We start from the raw sequence: 1,699 nt of genomic DNA, 5'->3' as shown, positions 1-1,699 counted from the left end.
TTGCACTTGTGTTGGATGGGCTGTCAAAACAGGGACAACATTCAAGTGTTCTAGAATTTCAACCGCGTTTTCTTTTTCCGCAACCATTTTGATCGTTGCTGATAATTTACCAAGATAATCTTGATCGATATTATTTTGATGGTTGATTTCATAGGCTAAATCCACGTCTTCAGAAATATTAATCAAAAGAGGCAAGATAGAGAAATAGCGTGAAATATAAGCCATTTCATCATTTGTCAGACTAGTAACTAATTGGTTCAAACCTTGATAATCTTCTTGAGTTGACAATTCCTTCAACTGCATGATTTTTTCAAAAGTCTCTGGGGCAAGCATATTTTTAGTGATATCTTCTAACAATTCTGTTAAAATCAATACTTCTTCTTGCACGACAGCTTTATTACTATAGTTTTCTAATTTTTGAAGAGACATAGGTAATCCTTTCCACTCTCAGCTCTACATATAGTTTGATGAGTGAGCTTCTAACTCCTCATATAATTGGGCACGTTTTTCACTTGCATCAATATTTAAGACAAAGGCGATGGCTACAGACAAGACTAGGAGACTGTTCCCTCCTTGCGATAAGAAGGGGAAGGTTACTCCTGTCGAGGGAATAATACCAGAAATTCCACCGATATTGACAAAGACCTGTACCAACATCATCCCCCCAACCCCAATCGCCATCATAGAATTAAAGGGATTCTTAGCACGAATTCCTACTAGGATAATTCGCAAAATCAGGAAAAAGACAAGTGCCAAAATCAAACTGGCTCCCACAAATCCAAACTCTTCAATGACAATTGAAAATACAAAGTCTGTATGGGCCTCTGGTAAATAACCACGTTTTTCTATTGAATTTCCTAAGCCTAAACCAAACCATCCACCATTTACCATAGCAAAGTAGGAATTTGCAAGTTGGTGACCAGCTCCTGCCAAATCAGCAAAGGGATTAAAGTAGGCACTGAAACGCTTGGCCACGTAACCAAATACTGGAACTTTTGAAAACTTATCAACCCCAATTACAGAAATAGCTGATAGAGATAGGGCTGAAACTCCAAACAATACACCGATAAAGACTATAAACCAACGATGAGCAATCCCACTAACTGTATACATAATCAAGGCGACCAGCGCTAGGATTGTAGCATTCCCCAAATCTGGGAAAATAGCCAAACTTCCTATCATTACCAAGAGGACAAAACGCCAATCATTAAAAGCTCGAGGAATCCATTGATTTTGAGTTAAAACTTGAAAATCGTAAATACCAATTTCATCCTGTTGTTTTGAAAAACGTTGGGCCAAGTACCAGACGATGATAATCTTCAAATACTCCGCTGGCTGAATGGTCAAAGGTCCTACTGAAATCCAACCATAGGCTCCATTGACTGGCGTACCAATTAAGCGAGCCAGAGCTAAGAGAATCAGCTCAACAAACATAACAATAAATAAAAGTCGTTCTTTTCTTAAAAAATTCAGTTTCAGCTTATATATCAAGACAATCAATATTAAACTAAATATCCAAAACATTCCCTGACTTCGAACCAATTGGAGGGCACTTTTACCTTCTTCGATAAGAATGGCACTGGTTGTAGAATAGACTACAATCAAACCCAAAATAGATAAAAGTAAGTAAGGAACTAGAATAGAATAGTTTAACAGGTGCCTCTTACTAATCTTCATAGTATCACCTGTCTCTTATACA

At 37.5% G+C, this 1,699-nt stretch carries 2 protein-coding genes; both read right to left on the bottom strand.

Annotated features, from left to right (window positions below):
* Positions 1-429 (bottom strand): phosphoenolpyruvate carboxylase (locus QZ359_RS08135; RefSeq protein WP_293965382.1); only part of this gene is annotated, 429 nt, incomplete at its 3' end.
* Between the two features lie 24 nt (positions 430-453).
* Positions 454-1,677, bottom strand: a complete 1,224-nt coding sequence (locus tag QZ359_RS08130) for an FtsW/RodA/SpoVE family cell cycle protein (RefSeq protein WP_024057920.1) — start codon at positions 1,675-1,677, stop codon at positions 454-456.
* Between the last annotated feature and the right edge of the window lie 22 nt (positions 1,678-1,699).

Origin of the sequence: Streptococcus sp. (assembly GCF_019414905.1) — a bacterium.
Classification (GTDB): domain Bacteria; phylum Bacillota; class Bacilli; order Lactobacillales; family Streptococcaceae; genus Streptococcus.
Note: the sequence above shows the minus strand (reverse complement) of the source record. Positions and strands in the feature narration are given on the sequence as shown.